This window comes from Roseburia sp. AF12-17LB, assembly GCF_003479605.1.
Lineage (GTDB): Bacteria > Bacillota > Clostridia > Lachnospirales > Lachnospiraceae > Roseburia_C > Roseburia_C amylophila.
This window is the reverse complement of sequence record NZ_QUHR01000002.1, coordinates 39,089-57,351: the sequence shown is the minus strand read 5'-3', so window position 1 is coordinate 57,351 and position 18,263 is coordinate 39,089. Positions and strand designations below refer to the sequence as shown.

The window sequence follows — 18,263 nt, the reverse complement described above, 5'->3', positions numbered from 1 at the left end:
CCTCCTATTCACTTTTTTCCTCTGCATCTGCAGCTTTCTTCTCTTTTTCGCTGCAGGTTGCAGACATGCTGCATCCGGCACAGTCTCCACTGATACAGCCGGCAGGCTCTGCCAGTGGTTTGCCTTTTGCTTCCATCTTCTGACGAACAATACTCATTAAAGCAACTAAGAATGCCAGTACCAAGAATGCACCCGGTGCCATAACAAAGATATTGATTGGTGTATACCATTTCAGTGAAAGAATCTGGAATCCAAACAACTGTCCTGCACCTAAAATCTCACGGACAATGCCAATACAGGTTAATCCGAAGGTAAATCCAAGTCCCATACCAACACCGTCTAAGATAGACAATACAGGTGGATTTTTAGATGCATAGCTTTCTGCTCGTCCAAGGATAATACAGTTAACAACAATAAGAGGGATATATACACCAAGCTGTTTAGCCAGTGCCGGTGTATAAGCCTTCATAATAAATTCTACAATGGTTACCAAAGATGCTACGATAACAATGTATGCCGGCATTCTGACACCATTTGGAATTGCTTTACGGAATAAGGAAATCAACAGGTTAGAGAAAATCAATACCACTGTTGTAGATAATCCCATTCCCAGTGCATTCATTGCTGATGTTGTTACTGCCAGTGTCGGACACATACCAAGCATCAGTACAAAGGTAGGATTTTCTTTAATCAATCCGTTATATACGCGTTCTAAATACTTATTCATTATTCAGCGCCTCCTTCCAATTCATTCTGGAAGTATGTAATGCAGGCATTTACACCATTGGTCATTGCTTTTGATGTAATGGTTGCACCGGAAATTGCTTCAATCTCGTTATCAGCAGATGGTGCCTGTTTCACAACGGTAAAGCTGTCTACATTCTTATTCTTATACTGTTTGGAGAAGTCTTCTGTCTTTGCCTTGTCTCCAAGTCCAGGTGTCTCTGACATACTGGTAACGGAATAGCCGTTTACGGTTCCATCATTCTTTATGCCAACAGAAAATGTGATATTACCCTGGCTTCCGTCTTTAGCTGTTACAGTAATCACATAGCCTAATACATTGCCATCTTTATCTAATGCTTCCTGCACACCATTGATTTCATCACTGTAACCATTCTGCTCTAACAGGCTGGCTGCGGCTTCTGCATCAAAATCATAGGTGGAAAAAGAATCTGCATCTTCAAACACTGCTTTGTATGCAGCCTGTGCAGTTGCCTCTTCTGCCTTTGCAATCGGATCCTTGGTAATCTCATATACCAGTCCGAGAATAAATCCGATTACTACGGTAAATACGGTTAAAATCAACGCGTCATGTACAATCTTCTTATTCATGCTGCTTTGCCTCCTTTACCTGTCCAAAGGCCTTTGGAATTGTAATCCTTTCAATCATAGGAACCAGAAGGTTGCTTAAAATAATTGCAAAGGATACACCTTCTGCGTTTGCTCCAAAGATACGGAATAATCCGGTAAGAATACCTAAAAGAATTCCATATAAAATCTGTCCCTTCGGTGTGATTGGTGATGTTACATAGTCGGTTGCCATAAAGAATGCACCAAGCATTAATCCACCACCACAAAGCTCAGCAACGATATAGTCGATGTCAAAGCCATGTCCGCCGAACAAGCTGATAAATACTACAAATGTAATGATATAGGTTCCCGGAATCCGAAGTGTAATGACACCCATCAGGATTAAGAACATTGCTCCAATTAAGATAGCAATAGCGGATGTCTCTCCGATGGTTCCGGCTGTCTTACCAATTAACATATTCATGGTATTAACAGCTCCAACGCCCTGTTCTCTGATCAGAGCCAGTGGAGTTGCTCCTGAATATCCATCTACGGTAAAGTTTGTCATGTCTGCGGCAAATGCTATCAGTAAAAAGCATCTTGCACCCAGTGCCGGGTTCATAAAGTTCTGTCCCAGTCCGCCAAACATCATTTTAACAATAACGATTGCAAATACACTGCCGATTACAGCTTCCCACCATGGAAGGGATGCCGGCAGGTTTAATGCAAGTAACAGTCCGGTAACTACCGCACTTAAATCACTGACGGTATTCTTCTTATGTACAATCAGATTGAAAATCCACTCTGATGCAATACAGCTTGCAACAGATACCAAAATCAATACTGCTGCTTTATATCCAAAATTAACAATACCAAATATACTTGTTGGAAGCAGAGCTATAATTACATAAAGCATGATTCTGCTTGTTGTATCTTTGGCTCGTACATGTGGTGATGATGATACATGATATAACTCACTCACAATAGTCCACCTCTTTCTTTGTTATTTATTTTTTTTCTTTTCAGCAAGAACCTGTTTTTTCATTGTCTTAATAAGCTGTGCTAACGGACGTTTTGCCGGGCAGATAAAACTGCAGCTTCCACATTCCACGCACTCAAGACCATGCCATTTTTCAAATTCTGCCATATCTCCATGCTCTGAGAATTTAGATAATCTGGATGGAACAATCTGTTCCGGACATGCTTCTACGCAACGACCACAATTGATGCATGCTGTTGCATCTGCATCTGCTTCTGCCACTTCATCTTTGGTCATACAAAGGAGTGCCGAGGTAGTCTTGGTTGTCGGCACATCTAATCCGAACATGGAAAAGCCCATCATTGGTCCACCGGAAATAATTTTCTCCGGCTGCTCTTTAAATCCACCGGCAGCATCTAAAAGTTCCTGGAAACTGGTTCCGATTAAGAACTCAAAGTTACCCGGATCTTCTACTGCATCACCGGTAACTGTAAAGATTCTGCTTGTAACAGGTTTTCCTTCTTTTACTGCATGGTATACGGCAACCATGGTTGCAACATTATCTACGATACATCCTGCATCTGCCGGAAGCATCTTGGAATTAATTGCACGTTTGGTTACTGCATAAATAAGCTGACGTTCACCACCCTGTGGATATTTTGTCATAAGAGGTGCGACCTCCATACGAGGCTCATCTTTCGTTAATTCTAATAATTTTGCGATACAATCCGGTTTATTATTCTCGACTGCAAATACACCCTTGGCATGTTCAAACATACTGAGAATGATACGCATGCCTTCTACCAGTTCTTCCGTGTGATCTAACATGATGCGGTAATCAGATGTCAGATATGGTTCACACTCTGCACAGTTGGCAATAATATAGTCGATTTTTTCCGGTTCCTTCGGAGATAATTTTACATGGGTTGGGAATCCTGCTCCACCCATACCAACAACTCCCGCTTCTTTTATACGGTTAATAATTTCTTCTTTGGAAAGAGCACTGACGTCTTCTACTGCCTGATACTCTACCTCCTTAAATTCACCATCGCTTTCAATTACAATGGAGTTCACCATATCACCTGTTGGAACTCTTCTTGGCTCAATTTTCTTAACAGTTCCGGATACGGACGCATGGATTGGTGCAGATACGAAGCCGCCTGCTTCTGCTATCTTCTGCCCTTTCAAAACGGAATCTCCTACCGCTACGATTGGTGTTGCCGGTGCTCCAATATGCTGCGATAACGGATATACCAGTTCACCTTTGGGTAATAATTCACGTATTGGCTTATCTTTTGATAAATCCTTTCCTTCGAAAGGATGGACGCCACCTTTAAATGTCATTAAACCCATCTTATGTGCCCCTCTTTCTATGATAGTATTACACTGCATATGCAATGCATTTAACATAAAATGTATTATAACACAAATTAGAATTTTTTGACACACTAAAAAGATTTTTTCTCAATATTTTTGTCGATTTTTAACAAGGAATGATTACTTTTTGACCATACATCGTGTATAATAAAAAAATGACAGGAGGGCAGATATGAAAACAATTGTACATGAAATTCCATATAGTCCGGCTTCGAATTTAGATGAGGAAATATTCACTGCTTCCTCTGTCTTTTTCGATATCGAAACTACCGGATTTTCCCCGGCTCATACCAGTCTTTATCTGATTGGATGTGCCTATCATATAGAACAGATGCTTTATATCAAACAGTTTTTTGCCGAAACACCGGAAGAAGAAAAAGAAGTACTTGAGCAGTTTCTTTTGCTATTAGACGGTTTTGATACAATTATCACTTTCAATGGAATCGGCTTTGATATTCCTTATCTGAAAGCAAAATGCAATACTTATGAATGTAACGAGCACTTTGCTGATTTTACTTATGTGGATATTTTCAAATCCATTTCCCAGATAAAGCATATTCTCCAGCTGCCAAATTACAAGCAGAAGACCATCGAAGCTTTTCTTGGTATTGGCAGGGATGACTTATATTCCGGCGGTGAATTGATTGAGATCTATCATTCGTATACCAAGGAACCACGTCCGGATAAATTGGAAATTCTTCTGCTCCACAACTACGAAGATGTTCTGGATATGCCTGCATTACTTCCCGTCTTATCCTATGTCCATCTGTTTTACGGACAGTATTTATCCTGCAGTGCTTCTGTTTCTGAATATACAGATTATAAGCAACAGGAAAAGAAAGAACTGATTCTTTCTATTGAGCCGGAATTTCCATTTCCAAAGCATATTTCCTGCCGCATAGGTTCTGTTTATTTCTATGCAAAGGGCAAAAAATGCACCCTCTCCGTCCGTTTAGAAGAGGATGCCCTGAAATATTTCTTTCCAAATTATAAGGATTATTATTATCTTCCGGCTGAAGATACTGCAATGCACAAAAGTGTAGCATCATATGTCGATAAAGAACACCGCAGACAGGCTACCGCTGCCACCTGCTATACCCGGCATGAAGGAAGCTTTCTTCCACAGTACGAAGAGCTTATTTCTCCTTCTTTTAAACACGACTATAAGGAAAAAATATCTTACTTTGAACTTACGGAAAAATTTCTTTCATCTCCGGAGCTTATTCATAGTTATGTAAACCACTTGTTAGAAGCTATAAAAAACAAGAAAATTAAGTGATACCTACATTATACGCCGCAGTGTGCATCCTCGCGGAGCGTTTTTTTTACTTTACAGGAAAGCAATTTCCTGTAAAAAAAGACCTCTTTCCCAATTTTGAGAACGAGGTCTTTACTATGTCATTATTATTTCTGAAAGAAAAATGACTGATGCCTTTTTAAATTCAACTCACGATAATTCATAATCTGCTCTGTACTTCCGATAAATAACATTCCATCTTTTGCCAAAGAATCATAGAACTTGCGATAAATCTCGTCTTTTGCTTCTTCTGTAAAATAAATTACTACATTTCTGCAGACAATCAAATGGCAACCTGATGGATATGGATCCCGCAAAAGATTATGTTCCCGAAATTCTACATGCTTTTTGATTTCATCGGAAATCTTATAGGATTTTCCTACCTGTGTAAAATACTTACGCTTCAAATCATCCGGTACAGATTCAATGCTCTTTTCGTTATAAAGTCCAACTCTTGCTTTCTCAAGTACCTGTTTATCAATATCAGTAGCAATTATATGTATCTGGTTCAGCGGAACATGCTTTGATAAAGCCATTACAAGAGAGTATGGCTCATCTCCGGTAGAACACGCTGCACTCCAGATTTTCAAATTGCTGCCAAACTGTTTTATAAGTGCCGGGAAAACCTCTTCGTCCAAAAACTTCCACTGTTCCGGGTTCCGGTAAAATTCTGAAACATTAATAGTCAGGAAATTAATAAACTGGTCAAACTTCTCTTTATCTGTATGAAGCAGATGTACATACTCATCATAGGACTGAGCCTTATTCTTTACCAAAAGGCTGTCAATCCTACGACGCATCTGTTTCTCTTTGTAAGCATTTAAGTCAATCGTGGTCATTGCATATATATCTTTTTTAAACTTTTCATAGCCTTCAAACATATATGCTACCTCCTACCTTATTATTCTTCTGTAGGAACTTCTTCGCTATATACTTCTTCTGTATCTGTTTCCTCTTCTGGCAGAAGTGCTTTCATGCTTAAGCTGATTTTCTTGTCTTCTTCATTAAAGTCAACTACTTTAGCTTCTACTTCCTGACCTACTTTTAATACATCAGAAGGTTTCTCAACATGCTCTCTAGAAATCTGGGATACATGAAGTAATGCATCTACTCCAGGAGCTAATTCTACGAATGCACCAAAGTCTGTCATTCTTGCAACAACACCTGTTACCACATTACCTACTGCATATTTCTCTGCAGCATTATTCCAAGGATTCTCATCCTCAAATTTCATGCTCAGTGCAATCTTACTCTCATTGATATCTTTGATGAATACTTTTACAGTATCGCCAACTTTGAATACTTTCTTAGGACTTTCAACACGTCCCCAGGACATTTCAGAAATATGTAACAGTCCGTCTGCTCCACCAAGGTCGATGAATGCGCCAAAGTCTGTTACGTTCTTTACTGTACCTTCTACAACATCACCAACATGGATTCTCTCCATGAGTTCTTTCTGTTTTTCAGCTTTCTCTGCTACTAAAAGCTGTTTTCTGTCACCAATAATTCTTCTCTTTCTTGGGTTGAACTCAGTGATTACAAATGAAATTTCCTGTCCTTCATACTTAGATAAATCTTTCTCGTAAGTATCTGATACAAGGCTTGCAGGAATAAATACTCTTGCTTCGTCAACTACAACACTTAATCCACCGGATAATACCTGTGTAACCTTTGCGGTAAGCACTTCCTGATTGTTGAATGCTTCCTCTAAACGCTTGCTTCCTTTTTCAGCAGCAAGACGTTTGTAAGTAAGAAGTACCTGTCCCTCTCCATCATTTACCTTTAAAACTTTGGCTTCCATAGTGTCACCTACGGATACAACGGTGGTCAGGTCTACATTTGCTTCGTTCGTATATTCATTACGTGTAATAATTCCGTCTGACTTATATCCAATATTAAGGATGATCTCATCTGGCTTAACACCGATAACGACGCCTTCGACTACCTCTCCATTTCTTATTGTTTTAAAAGATTCTTCCAACATTTGTTCAAAACTCATTTCTGACATTATTTTGAACCTCCTCAATAATTTTATTTGGGGTAGATGCCCCTGCGGTAATACCTACGTTATCAATGGTCCGAAGTACTGCCGGATCCAAATCATCTATGGTTTGTATATAGTAAGTATTTGCACATTCGTTTTTACATATTTCAAATAACTTCTGTGTGTTGGAACTGCTCTTCCCACCAACCACAATCATTGCTTCAACTTCTTTTGCCAAAGCCCTCGACTGGGTCTGCCGCTCTTCCGTTGCATTACAGATTGTATTTAAAACAATTATATCATAACCTTTTTTATTTATAATTTCAACTAATTCTTGAAATTTATTGTAGTTAATTGTCGTTTGTGATACGATACAAACCTTTTTTCCTGCTGAAACCCGGAAATTTTCTGCTGCTTCCCTCGTTCCAATTACCGTAATTTCCTCTTCATTTCCCCATCCACGGATTCCTTCTACCTCCGGATGGCTGGCATTTCCGATAATTACAACATGATAACCGGCATCTCCATATTCCCGTACATGACGATGTATCTTCTTTACAAAAGGACAGGTGGCATCCACGATATGGTAACCGGCATTTTCTAATGTCTGATATATTTTTTCGCCTACACCATGGGAACGGATGACGATGGTTCCTTTTTCTGATTCTTCTATTTCTGAAATATCATGGATTACGGTTACGCCCTTTGCCTCTAAATCCTTTACCACTTCTTCATTATGAATAATCGGTCCGTAAGTATAAATCGGGTCTTTTATTCCATCCTTTGTTTCATCGTTTGTTTCAAGCTGTGCATAAACCATATCTACTGCACGCTTTACGCCAAAGCAGAAACCTGCACTTTTTGCAACTCTGACATTTTTCATATTAACATTTTTCCCTATAAATATTTTTGATGGTTTCTACCACTTCTTCAATTCCCATATCCGAAGAATCTACAAGAATGGCATCTTCTGCCTGCTTTAATGGTGAAATTTCCCGATGCATATCCTGATAATCACGGTCCGCAATATCTTTTTTAATCACTTCCAAGTCACAGGCAGCACCTTTTTCCTGCAATTCCTGATATCTTCTCTCGGCTCTTGTTTCAACACTTGCAGTAAGATAAATCTTTACCTGGGCATTCGGCAGCACACAGGTTCCGATATCTCTTCCATCCATGATAACATCTTTATCTGCTGCAAGCTTCTGCTGTAATTCAACCAGTTTTGTGCGGACTTCCTTATAAACACTGGTGGCAGATGCCATTTTTCCAACTTCTTCTTTCCGGATTTCTTTGCTGACATTCTCACCGTTTAAAAGCACCTGCTGTTCTCCGTTCTCATAGGCAATAGATACTTCCACGGTTTTACAGGCATCTGAAATTGCTGCCTCATCTTCCTTTGCAATGCCATTTCTCATAAAATACAATGCCATACTCCGATACATGGCTCCTGTATCTACATATATAAAAGAAAGTTCCTTTGCAAGCTGTTTTGCTATAGTGCTTTTTCCGGCTCCTGCCGGTCCGTCAATTGCTATATTAAAGCTCATTTTTTATCCTCCGATTTTTCTGCTTTTTTATTCTCTTTATTCATTTCCAATACTGCTTCCTGCCAGATATCCGGTAGACCAGGCAATCTGCAGATTAAAGCCGCCGGTAAATGCATCCAAATCCAATACCTCTCCGGCAAAATAAAGATGCTTTGTTAATTTTGATTCCATGGTCGATGGATTTACTTCTTTTACAGAAACACCGCCCTTTGTAATAATGGCTTCCGAAAAGCCCCGTAAACCAGTCAGTGTAACCGGGAACTTCTTTGTCAGTTCCACCAGGCGCTGCCGTTCCTCTTTGGTTACTTCATTGACACGCTTTTCTGCTGGAATCTTAGCAAGTCTTAAAATAATCGGCAGGAATTTGGACGGATATAATTTTTCAATTCCATGAATCACCTGCCGGTTCTTTGCCTCTTCAAAGTCCCTTAAAATTCTGTGATCTAACTGTTCTTCTGAAAGTGCGGGTTTCCAGTCAATGTATAATTGCAACGGCTGTTTTCTTACCGCATCATTTACCACGCTGCTGGCGCTTAACATCAGAGGTCCACTTACGCCAAAATGGGTAAATAACATTTCTCCAAAAGCTTCATACAAAAGCTTTTTGCCCTGATAAATGCTCGCCTTTACATTTTTCAACGATAGCCCCTGCAATTCTTTGACATATTCCTCTTCTGCGTTAAAAGGCACAAGGGATGGACTGCAGGTTTTTATGGTATGTCCGCAGGCTTCTGCGAAACGATAACCATCCCCGGTAGAACCGGTAGATGCATAAGAACAGCCGCCTGTTGCAATAACTACTGCATCTGCCGGCATTTTCTTTCCCTCTGCAGTAATTACTCCATGTACACAATTCTCCGATACCATAAGCTTTTCTACCGTTGTATGATACATAATCTTTACTTTATGTGCATCCAGGGAGCGTTTTAAGGCTGCAATGACATCCGACGAATGGTCTGATACCGGAAATACACGGTTTCCCCGTTCCACCTTTACCGGTGTTCCATTCTGTTCAAAGAAATCCATGACCCGGAAATTGTCATAAGAATAGATTGCGCTGTATAAGAACTTGGAATTCCTTGGAATGTTTGAAAATAGTTCTTCCGTATCACATGCATTGGTAAGGTTGCATCTTCCTTTTCCGGTAATGAATAATTTTTTCCCGATTTTCTCATTGCGTTCTAACAATACGACCTGATGTCCCTGTTCTGCTGCAGCAATTGCCGCAAAACAGCCCGCCGGTCCACCGCCGATTACAAGTACCTTACTCATCTGCATCTCCTAATTTGGCATATCTCATTTTGATTTTATCATCAATATAATTAATTTCATCATTTTCATATACCTGGTATTCATTCCAGATATCCTCCAGGGTCTCCAATGTCTTGGCAACCTCACCCTGCTTCTTCATACACAGAGCAACAATCAGTGCGTTGATAACACTAAGCGGTGCCACCAGAGAATCCACAATAGATGCCATATCACTTCTTGCAATCAGATTACAGGAAGAATATAAATTCATTGGGGAATGCACACTATCTGTTAATGTAATTACTTTTGCATTCCGGTTATTGGCAAATTCCATTGCCTTTAAGGTACGCATGGAATATCTTGGAAAACTGATTCCGATAATGACATCATCCTTACTGATTCGCACCATCTGTTCAAATAATTCACTGGAATTATTGGTCTGAAGCAATGTCACATTTTCAAACATCAGATTAAAGTAAAACGCCATAAAAGCTGCCAGTGGAGCGCAGCTTCGTATTCCAACAATATAAATATGTTTTGCTTTGATAATGGTATCTACTGCCAGTTCAAAAGCATGCTCATCAATATGTTCCAAGGTATCCTTAATTTTCTCCTGATCCGACTGCAATACCGTTTCTAATATATGCGACTGGCTGATTCTTCCATAAGTCACTTCCATACGCTGAATGGAGTTGAGCTTATTCCGAACCATCTCCTCTAAAGCCTTCTGAAATTCCGGATAACCCTTATAGCCTAAATGTGTAGCAAATCGTACTACAGTCGATTCGCTCACACCTACTACCTGTCCCATTTTTGCTGCCGTAAGAAATACAGCCTTATCATAATTATCCGTAATATAGGTTGCTAATATTTTCTGTCCTTTGCTTAAACTTCCATAACATTCGTTGATTCGACTGGTCAAATCATTAGTATTCCCATTCATAGTTCCTTCTTCTCGATTCTACAAATATTTTGCATTTTTTATGTCATTTTAACATTTTTTTGCAGGATTTTCGTCAGTTTCCATGTCGTCTGGCAATTTCCTGCTTCTGCTTGGAGGCGACATAAGTCCCCAAGTCGAGATTTGCCTGCTTTACCGTACATCCTACAATCACTTTCGTTTCATCTACCGGCTCCTGACGAACAGCCATACCGGATAACTGCACTTTAAGCCTGCTTGCTTTATCTTCAAACGTCAAATGAAACGGTCCCATGGAAAGATAATTCATATCCGGCACCCCCACAAAGGACACTCCGGTTGCACTGATATCTTTTACAATCACAGAATAATTTGCTCTTGTACTGTCAATGGACAACATTCCATCCAGTCCCAGATACTGGCGGTATGCCTGTCTGCGGTTCCATCTCATTCCATCACGTTTACATACAATTGCGTGATATTTTTCTTTTCCTGCCTGGACGGTCTGCATTCTGCACCCCTCCCATATCAGCGGTTTGATTCCATCTTCCATATAAATCACACTGATATGCACCTTATCTCCGGAAAAGTTAATAATTTTCCCATCATAACGTATTGGCTCGATTAATAAAATGCCTCCTTTTCCAAAAGCAACTGTACTATCATATTCTGCTGAAGCATTCTCCACTTTCACCAGCACCTGCACCGGCTCCCCTGTCCCCAATTCATACAGTTTCATTGTCCTTCACCTTTTCCCTCTCAAAATACCGTGAAAGAACTGCCACAATATTTTCAAATGCTTTGCAATTAAAATTGTCTACCCCATGACAAATCATGACTTCATCATAGCAATCTTTTGTCCTCTTGTCCATAGAATTTTTATGTAATTCTGATATTCCATTATACCCATCAAAAGGAAAACAGCTACAGACATATTTGTCTGTAGCCGCTTCTTTACTGCTATAGATAGCAAGGTACCCTATACCGGATATGCTCCGTTCTTTGTATCTGCAATTGTTGTATCAACTTTCGTCTGCTGTGCCTGACGATATTTGAAGAACTCAGTAGCAACCTGTGGGAATAATGCATAGGATAATACATCTTCATCCTGCTGTTTGTACTGTTTCATTTCAGCTTCAATCTTATCTAATTCAGGCTCAAGTAAGTCTGCCGGACGGCAGGTAATTGCCTTATCTTTGTCAGCACCGAGAACCTTATCCACAACTTCCGGATTGAAAGGTTTTACAGTCTGACCATATTTTCCAAGAAGAATATCCTTGGTCTCTTTGGTAGCAACTTTGTAACGCTCACCCATTAATACGTTAAATACAGCCTGTGTACCAACAATCTGGGAAGAAGGTGTAACAAGTGGTGGCTCACCAAGGTCTTTACGAACACGAGGTACTTCAGCCAGTACTTCTTCGTATTTATCTTCCTGTCCCTGCTCTTTTAACTGGGAAATCAGGTTGGATAACATTCCACCCGGTACCTGATATAATAAAGTCTTGATATTAACACCAAGTACCTTTGGATTCATCAGACCGCTGTCTAATGCTTCCTCACGCATTGGGCGGAAGTAATCAGCGATTTCAGCCAGTTTGTTCTGGTCAAGACCGGTATCATACTGTGTTCCCTTGAATGCTTCTACCATAACTTCGGTTGCAGGCTGGCTGGTACCAAGTGCAAATGGTGACATTGCAGTATCGATAATATCACATCCAGCTTCTACAGCTTTCATGTATGTCATGGAAGCTACACCGGAAGTATAATGTGTATGCAGTTCGATTGGAAGGCTGGTTGAAGATTTCAGAGCCTGAATCAGTTCGGTTGCTTTCTGAGGAACTAAAAGTCCTGCCATATCCTTAATACATAAGGAATCAGCACCCATGTCTTCTACTCTCTTTGCCATTTCCATCCAGTAATCCAAGGTATAAGCATCTCCTAATGTATAGGATAATGCAACCTGAGCATGTCCTTTTTCTTTGTTACATGCTGTTACTGCTGTCTGAAGGTTACGAACATCATTTAAGCAGTCAAAAATACGGATAATATCAATTCCGTTTGCAATAGATTTCTGTACGAAATACTCAACCACATCATCTGCATATGGACGATATCCTAAGATATTCTGTCCACGAAACAGCATCTGAAGTTTAGTTTTCTTAAATCCATCTCTTAATTTACGAAGTCTCTCCCATGGATCTTCCTTTAAGAAACGAAGGCAGGCATCAAATGTTGCTCCACCCCAGCACTCTACTGCATAATATCCAACTTCATCCATTTTCGGGATAATTGGAAGCATCTGTTCTGTTGTCATTCTGGTTGCAATCAGAGACTGATGTGCATCACGAAGAACAGTTTCTGTAATTTTTAAAGGTTTTTTCATTTCTTCTGACATTTCTATCCTCCTATATACCAAAGATTGCCATAAATACACCGGCAGCTACTGCTGTACCGATAACACCGGCAACGTTTGGTCCCATTGCATGCATAAGTAAAAAGTTTGTCGGGTCTTCTTCTGCACCGACCTTCTGCGATACACGCGCAGCCATAGGCACGGCGGAAACTCCGGCAGAACCAATCAACGGATTAATTTTTCCTTTGGTAATCCAGCAAAGCAGTTTTCCAAAGAGGACTCCGGCTGCAGTACCAAACATAAATGCAATCAGTCCAAGAGCAACAATCTTAAGTGTGCTGACATTTAAGAATGCTTCTGCACTGGTAGATGCACCAACGGAAGTACCCAGAAGAATAACTACGATATACATCAAAGCATTGGATGCTGTATCTGTAAGCTGTCTGACTACACCAGACTCACGGAAGAGGTTACCAAGCATAAGCATACCAACCAACGGAGCGGTTGTCGGAAGAATCAGACATACAATTGTAGTAACTACGATTGGGAACAAAATCTTCTCCAGTTTGGATACCGGACGAAGGTTCTCCATCTTGATTGCACGTTCTTTCTTTGTTGTAAACAGTTTCATAATTGGCGGCTGAATAATCGGAACCAGAGACATATAAGAATATGCTGCCACCGCAATCGGTCCCATCAATGCAGCCTGTCCTAATTTACCGGCAAGGAAGATAGAAGTCGGACCATCTGCTCCACCGATAATAGATACGGCTGCTGCTCCCTTGTCATTGAATCCCATCAGAATTGCAAGCAGGTAAGCTCCGAAAATACCGAACTGTGCTGCTGCTCCTAAAAGGAAGCTGATTGGGTTTGCAATCAAAGGGCCAAAGTCTGTCATCGCACCAACTCCAAGGAAAATCAGAGAAGGTAAGATTGACCACTCATCCAGAGTATAGAAATAATAAAGTAAACCACCGACACCATTGCTGGTCTCTTCCGGACTTGCAATAATGTCCGGATAAATGTTAACCAGAAGCATACCAAATGCAATCGGAACCAAAAGAAGAGGTTCATAACCTTTCTTGATTGCCAGATATAAGAATACGCAGGCAATTACAATCATAAGGTAGTTACCCCAGGTCAGGTTAAAGAATGCAGTCTGATGCAGGAGGTTACTCATTGTGTCTCCAACATAACTTAACATAATTTTCCTCCTAGTTGTTCATTGTAGCAAGTAATGCTCCTGCTTCTACGCTGTCACCAACTGCAACTTCGATGCTTGCAACTGTTCCGTCTTCCGGTGCAACAACAGGAGTCTCCATTTTCATAATTTCAAGAATCAGAACTGCATCACCTTTCTTTACTGCTGTTCCAGGCTGAGCCTCAATCTTGAATACTTTTCCGGCTGCTCCGGCTTCAATCTTAATGCTTCCTGCTCCGGCTGCTGCCTTAGGTGCTGCTGCTTTTGCTGCAGGAGCTGCTGCTGCCTTTCTTGGTGCAGCTACAGGTGCAGATGCTCCGTTCTCTTCTACGGTAACATCATAAACATTTCCATTTACTGTAATTGTATAGTTTTTCATCTTTATATCCTCCTAATTATTCTTCAAACTATCTTCTCTTAATGGAACGTACTACAAATCCATCTGTAGAACTTCCTGTTGCTGCCGCAATTGCAGCAGAGATAACTGCAACAAGTTCCAAATCATCCTGAACCAGCTCTTCTTTCTGAGCAATCTGTTCTACTACTTTATCTTCTTTTGCAGCAGTTGCATCAGCCGCATTCTTTTTCTTATTCTGTAAATAAGGAATAATGCGGAATGCATAAATAATAATACTGATTAAAATTAAGATTACAAATACGGTACCCATGCCCATAAGTGTATTCATTCCGGCTTTGCCCATTTTCTCGCCAAGTGAATATACCTTGTCAAATGTCATACTGGTAAGTTCCGGTGTGTCTGTAGTTGTATCAAATACAACAGTAAAACTCAAATCACGGTTGGTATAATTCAATGTCTGTTCCATTACCATTGTCTTATTTGACTCTGTCATGGTAAAGTCACCAAATCCCTGGAAATCTCCTTCGTCAGCAACAGCTTCTTTCCAACTGCTATAGAAGTTGTAGTTTACTGCATCGCTCTTCTCTGAAATGGAAGAAAGAGCATTATCAATATCAGCTTCTGACACAGTAGTTATCTGCTGTACTGTCTGTTGTACTGTATCCTTCCACTGGTCATAGGTGCCTCCATTGAATGTTATTGAAGTCTGATCTGTCTTACCACAGGCCGTAACAGAAAATGCAAGCAGACAAACACATACAAGCATCCACAATTTTTTCTTCATAAGATTCACCTTTCTATTTTGTTCCATGTTTCTTATATGGAGTATCCATACGTTTTGTAAACAGCATTTCAAAAGCTGCTACAAGATATTTTCTGGTATCAGCAGGCTCAATAATCAAGTCTACATATCCTCTCTTAGCTGCAGTTACAACGTTAGACTGTAATGCCTCATATTCTTTTGCTTTCTCAGCAAGCTTGTCCGCATCAGCGTCTGCATACATAATCTCTGCTGCAAGACGTGCATCCATCATACCGGTCTTAACATCCGGCCATGCGTATACAAGGTCAGCACCGATTGCTTTGGAGTTCATCATTACTGCTGCACTTCCGTAAGCATTACCGGTAAGAAGGCTAACCTTAGGAACGGTAGCATTTGCAAATGCATATGTAAGTTTAGCCAGAGCTTTTGCAAGTCTTCTTTCGCTGCATTTTGTTGCTGTAAATCCAGCCACATTGGTAAGAGATAATACAGGAATATCAAATGCATCACAGAACTGGATGAATTCAGAAGCTTTTTCACAGCCTTTTGCACAAAGTGCTGCATCATGCTCTGCGACTTTCTTTCCTTCTTCATCATATTCTTCTGTGCAGTTAGCAACAGCACCGACAGTCAGTCCGTTTAACTGGATGAATCCGGTTACCATGCTCTTTGCATAATCCTTCTTTGTCTCTAAGAAATTGTGATTATCAGAAATCTCGCTTAATACGAAACGAGGATCGCCTTTCATGGTATCTACATTTTCGCATGCACGGTTCAAATCATCTTCACAGTCTTCCATATAACCATTCTCTGTGTTATCTGCCGGAAGCATGCAGACCAGTTCACGAATCTGTGCAAAGATTTCTTCTTCAGAACCTGCCATATCAATGACGCCGGTCTCTGTGCTCTGGAAATCTGCAGAAGAAGTATCACATTTTCCAACGTAATTTCCTTCGATTGCGTTTGGTGCATTTACAAACATTTTGGCTTTATCAGCTTCCATATATGCAAAATCACATAATCCAGGTACTACGGTAAGTCCGCCGCCACAGTTGCCAAATACAGCACAAATCTGTGGAATTACTCCGGATGCCATAACCTGTTTTTCATAAATCATTCCTAATGCATTCAAAGCATCTACTGATTCCTGAAGACGAACTCCGGCACAATCCAAAAGTCCGATTACCGGTGCACCCATCTTCATCGCCCTGTCATAAACAGCTGCAATTTTCTTTGCATGCATCTCGCCAATTGTTCCATTTAATACGGAAGAATCCTGACTGTAGACAAATACCAGATTACCATCAATCAGACCATGTCCGGTAATGACACCATCTGATGGCGTAGCTTCATCTGCCAGATTAAAATCCGTATTTCTTGCGGTTACCAGAGAACCGATTTCCATAAAGCTGTTTTCATCCAGCAAACGGCAAATTCTCTGTTCTGCTAAGTTATTACTTCTGTTGCTCATCTCTTAGTCCTCCATCTATTTTAGAAAAAATAAAATTTTTCGCTAGGGTAATTGTAGTACATTGACCAAAACTTTTCAATAGCAAATTGTTAATTTTTTCACAGATTTTACATATCGCATTTTATGGCTGATTTTCTGACTTTATAAAGAAAAAAGGTCAACCATTCTGAGGCAGCTGTAGCGGTAATCCCATGCCGGAACACTGTCTTTTAAGACAAGTTCTTCCTCTCTCACCACCTGCCCGTTCAGTATATACTTAAGGGTTCCAACAGTAGTTCCTGCTTCCACCGGAGCCTCAAGTCTCTGCTTTCTCTCCAATTTAAATTCAATGGATTCATCCTTACGAAGCAGTATATTTTCTATCTGTTTTTCCTCTGTCCTGTTCTGAACCTCTGTCATCTTAATTCTGCTACAGTCTTCTGTCTTTGCCCCACTTATCTCAAGGGGACATTCTGCTTCCTTGGGGATTTCCAACTCCAGAAGATTTACCTTTTCAAAAGAATCGATTCCATACTGCATCAGCTGTTTTGTATCTGCCCATTTATAGTTCTTATTGTTTGGCCAGCCGCAGCCCAAAAGTGCCACCACATAGGTACGGTCATCCCGCCGCAATGCTCCCACATAACAGTATCCGGCATTGCCCGTAAAACCGGTTTTACCACTGATTGCTCCGTCCATCATCGTAAGGAAACGGTTATGATTATTGCAGCTGTAGTTTCGTGTTCCTTCTATATTAGAAAAGGAATAGGACGGTGTCTGCGTAATTTCAAGAAAAGTCTCTTTCATGGGAGACTCATTGATGCAATAGCTCATAATCCGGGCAAGGTCGGCTGCTGTCGTTCCATGGAATCCGTTTTCATCTTCCTTATCCAGTCCGTTTGGCGTAAGGAAATAGGTATCCATGCAGCCAAGCTCCGCCGCCTTCTCATTCATCAAGCCAGCAAATGCCTCCACACTTCCTGCCACATGTTCCGCAATTGCCACTGCCGAATCATTGTGGGATTCTAACATCAGAGAGAAACAAAGGTCTTTTAATAAAAACTGTTCCCCACTTGCTCCATTCAGCTGCACATCCGGCTGGGAGGCTGCATAATCAGAAAATGTAACCACGTCATTTAAATCTGCATGCTCTAAGGTTACAATCAATGTCATAATCTTTGTCGTACTGGCATTTGCCCGGCGCACATCCTCTTCTTTTCCAAACAAAATACGCCCTGAATCCGCATCCATTAAGCATGCAGACAGCGCGTACAAATTCTTTGGTTCTTCGATTTCTATTTCATTTTCTTCCTGCGTTTCATCCGGATTATCCTGTGGCAGCGGTTCTGCCGGAATATGATTGGAACTAAAAAATATAAAAAGCAGAGATAATGCTGTCATTTTCTTCCACCGTCTCTTTTTCATGACCGCTCCGAAATACATTTTCTCTGCATTCTATTCATTTCTTTCTATGATTATACTTCG

18 protein-coding genes are annotated in these 18,263 nt (G+C 40.5%); 1 reads left to right on the top strand and 17 read right to left on the bottom strand.

The window, feature by feature from the left end; translation table 11 throughout:
• Positions 1 to 4 precede the first annotated feature (4 nt).
• Genes rsxE through rsxC form a run of 4 tightly spaced genes read right to left on the bottom strand, consistent with a single transcriptional unit; the run spans position 5 to position 3,625 of the window.
• On the bottom strand, positions 5 to 727 hold the full coding sequence (gene rsxE / locus DWV68_RS02850) for an electron transport complex subunit RsxE (RefSeq protein ID WP_022243742.1): 723 nt from the start codon (positions 725 to 727) through the stop codon (positions 5 to 7).
• Positions 727 to 1,335: an RnfABCDGE type electron transport complex subunit G gene (locus DWV68_RS02845; RefSeq protein ID WP_117841015.1), complete on the bottom strand. Its 609-nt coding sequence runs from the start codon at positions 1,333 to 1,335 to the stop codon at positions 727 to 729. The genes rsxE and DWV68_RS02845 overlap by 1 nt, the downstream gene beginning before the upstream one ends.
• Complete coding sequence (locus tag DWV68_RS02840; RefSeq protein WP_022243740.1) at positions 1,328 to 2,275, bottom strand: RnfABCDGE type electron transport complex subunit D; 948 nt, start codon at positions 2,273 to 2,275, stop codon at positions 1,328 to 1,330. The genes DWV68_RS02845 and DWV68_RS02840 overlap by 8 nt, the downstream gene beginning before the upstream one ends.
• Positions 2,276 to 2,296: 21 nt before the next feature.
• Entirely contained in the window at positions 2,297 to 3,625 is a 1,329-nt protein-coding gene (rsxC, locus tag DWV68_RS02835) for an electron transport complex subunit RsxC (RefSeq protein WP_118665011.1), read from the bottom strand.
• A 196-nt stretch (positions 3,626 to 3,821) separates the two neighbouring features.
• Here rsxC and DWV68_RS02830 point away from each other — a divergent pair, with 196 nt between their 5' ends.
• Positions 3,822 to 4,928, top strand: a complete 1,107-nt coding sequence (locus tag DWV68_RS02830; RefSeq protein WP_118057421.1) for a ribonuclease H-like domain-containing protein — start codon at positions 3,822 to 3,824, stop codon at positions 4,926 to 4,928.
• 125 nt (positions 4,929 to 5,053) lie between these two features.
• Here the strand turns inward: DWV68_RS02830 and DWV68_RS02825 are convergent, their stop codons facing one another.
• The 13 genes from DWV68_RS02825 to DWV68_RS02765 all read right to left on the bottom strand — a co-directional run bounded on the left by DWV68_RS02825 (position 5,054) and on the right by DWV68_RS02765 (position 18,203).
• Entirely contained in the window at positions 5,054 to 5,827 is a 774-nt protein-coding gene (locus DWV68_RS02825; protein ID WP_022243737.1) for a CheR family methyltransferase, read from the bottom strand.
• A gap of 20 nt (positions 5,828 to 5,847) precedes the next feature.
• Entirely contained in the window at positions 5,848 to 6,954 is a 1,107-nt protein-coding gene (rpsA, locus tag DWV68_RS02820) for a 30S ribosomal protein S1 (RefSeq protein ID WP_118056731.1), read from the bottom strand.
• Positions 6,935 to 7,813, bottom strand: a complete 879-nt coding sequence (ispH, locus tag DWV68_RS02815) for a 4-hydroxy-3-methylbut-2-enyl diphosphate reductase (protein WP_118056732.1) — start codon at positions 7,811 to 7,813, stop codon at positions 6,935 to 6,937. Before ispH ends, rpsA begins: the two co-directional genes overlap by 20 nt.
• A gap of 1 nt (position 7,814) precedes the next feature.
• Positions 7,815 to 8,480 (bottom strand): (d)CMP kinase, encoded by a 666-nt coding sequence (gene cmk, locus DWV68_RS02810; RefSeq protein ID WP_118056733.1) that lies wholly within the window; start codon positions 8,478 to 8,480, stop codon positions 7,815 to 7,817.
• Between the two features lie 36 nt (positions 8,481 to 8,516).
• A complete protein-coding gene (locus tag DWV68_RS02805; protein ID WP_117697191.1) occupies positions 8,517 to 9,752 on the bottom strand; it encodes an NAD(P)/FAD-dependent oxidoreductase in 1,236 nt (411 codons plus the stop codon).
• Complete coding sequence (locus DWV68_RS02800) at positions 9,745 to 10,674, bottom strand: MurR/RpiR family transcriptional regulator (protein ID WP_022243732.1); 930 nt, start codon at positions 10,672 to 10,674, stop codon at positions 9,745 to 9,747. The genes DWV68_RS02805 and DWV68_RS02800 overlap by 8 nt, the downstream gene beginning before the upstream one ends.
• A 73-nt stretch (positions 10,675 to 10,747) precedes the next feature.
• Positions 10,748 to 11,389 carry a PilZ domain-containing protein gene (locus DWV68_RS02795; RefSeq protein WP_118665009.1) on the bottom strand — a complete coding sequence of 214 codons (642 nt, stop codon included), beginning with the start codon at positions 11,387 to 11,389 and terminating at the stop codon, positions 10,748 to 10,750.
• Between the two features lie 240 nt (positions 11,390 to 11,629).
• Positions 11,630 to 13,048 (bottom strand): oxaloacetate decarboxylase subunit alpha, encoded by a 1,419-nt coding sequence (locus DWV68_RS02790; protein ID WP_022243730.1) that lies wholly within the window; start codon positions 13,046 to 13,048, stop codon positions 11,630 to 11,632.
• Between the two features lie 10 nt (positions 13,049 to 13,058).
• The gene (locus tag DWV68_RS02785; RefSeq protein ID WP_022243729.1) at positions 13,059 to 14,210 is read right to left on the bottom strand and encodes a sodium ion-translocating decarboxylase subunit beta; all 1,152 of its coding nucleotides are present in this window, start codon (positions 14,208 to 14,210) and stop codon (positions 13,059 to 13,061) included.
• A 10-nt stretch (positions 14,211 to 14,220) separates the two neighbouring features.
• Complete coding sequence (locus DWV68_RS02780; protein ID WP_022243728.1) at positions 14,221 to 14,586, bottom strand: biotin/lipoyl-containing protein; 366 nt, start codon at positions 14,584 to 14,586, stop codon at positions 14,221 to 14,223.
• Between the two features lie 28 nt (positions 14,587 to 14,614).
• Positions 14,615 to 15,349: an OadG family protein gene (locus DWV68_RS02775; RefSeq protein ID WP_117697185.1), complete on the bottom strand. Its 735-nt coding sequence runs from the start codon at positions 15,347 to 15,349 to the stop codon at positions 14,615 to 14,617.
• A gap of 13 nt (positions 15,350 to 15,362) precedes the next feature.
• Positions 15,363 to 16,799 (bottom strand): acyl-CoA carboxylase subunit beta, encoded by a 1,437-nt coding sequence (locus DWV68_RS02770; protein ID WP_117697184.1) that lies wholly within the window; start codon positions 16,797 to 16,799, stop codon positions 15,363 to 15,365.
• Between the two features lie 141 nt (positions 16,800 to 16,940).
• Positions 16,941 to 18,203 carry a D-alanyl-D-alanine carboxypeptidase family protein gene (locus DWV68_RS02765; RefSeq protein ID WP_242988714.1) on the bottom strand — a complete coding sequence of 421 codons (1,263 nt, stop codon included), beginning with the start codon at positions 18,201 to 18,203 and terminating at the stop codon, positions 16,941 to 16,943.
• Positions 18,204 to 18,263: the final 60 nt, after the last annotated feature.